Source organism: Vibrio sp. HI00D65, assembly GCF_001635455.1.
In the GTDB taxonomy this organism is placed as follows: Bacteria; Pseudomonadota; Gammaproteobacteria; order Enterobacterales; family Vibrionaceae; genus Vibrio.
Genome location: NZ_LWEH01000485.1, coordinates 1 through 626 on the forward strand (window position 1 = coordinate 1; position 626 = coordinate 626).

Annotated in this window: 2 rRNA genes; both read right to left on the reverse strand. The window is 46.5% G+C overall.

Annotated features, from left to right (window positions below):
• Nucleotides 1-96: 96 nt before the first annotated feature.
• Nucleotides 97-212: ribosomal RNA gene (gene rrf, locus A3712_RS22985) — 5S ribosomal RNA — on the reverse strand.
• A 136-nt stretch (nt 213-348) separates the two neighbouring features.
• Nucleotides 349-626: ribosomal RNA gene (locus tag A3712_RS22990) — 23S ribosomal RNA — on the reverse strand; the annotation flags it as partial.

The window sequence follows — 626 nt, forward strand, 5'->3', positions numbered from 1 at the left end:
ACTGAACTACCACTCCGCAGTGGACTACTTGTCGTCGCTGACAAGTCGTTCATAACACTTTTGTCTTCACTTTTGAAAAGTGAAAATAAATTTGGAGCCTGGCGATGTCCTACTCTCACATGGGGAAGCCCCACACTACCATCGGCGCTATTGTGTTTCACTTCTGAGTTCGGCATGGAATCAGGTGGGTCCACAATGCTATGGTCGCCAAGCAAAATTTTGCTTTTACTTTCAGCTTTTTTAAAAACTGAAGGCAAAATAATCTGGAAAGCTTATTAAAAGTGTTGTCTCTTCAAACTCATTCAAGCGTTTGTATCTTTGAGTCCATCAAAACCCCTTGGGTGTTGTATGGTTAAGCCTCACGGGCAATTAGTACAGGTTAGCTCAACGCCTCACAGCGCTTACACACCCTGCCTATCAACGTTCTAGTCTTGAACAACCCTTTAGGACGCTTAAAGCGTCAGGGAAAACTCATCTCAGGGCTCGCTTCCCGCTTAGATGCTTTCAGCGGTTATCGATTCCGAACTTAGCTACCGGGCAATGCCATTGGCATGACAACCCGAACACCAGAGGTTCGTCCACTCCGGTCCTCTCGTACTAGGAGCAGCCCCCTTCAATTTTCCAAC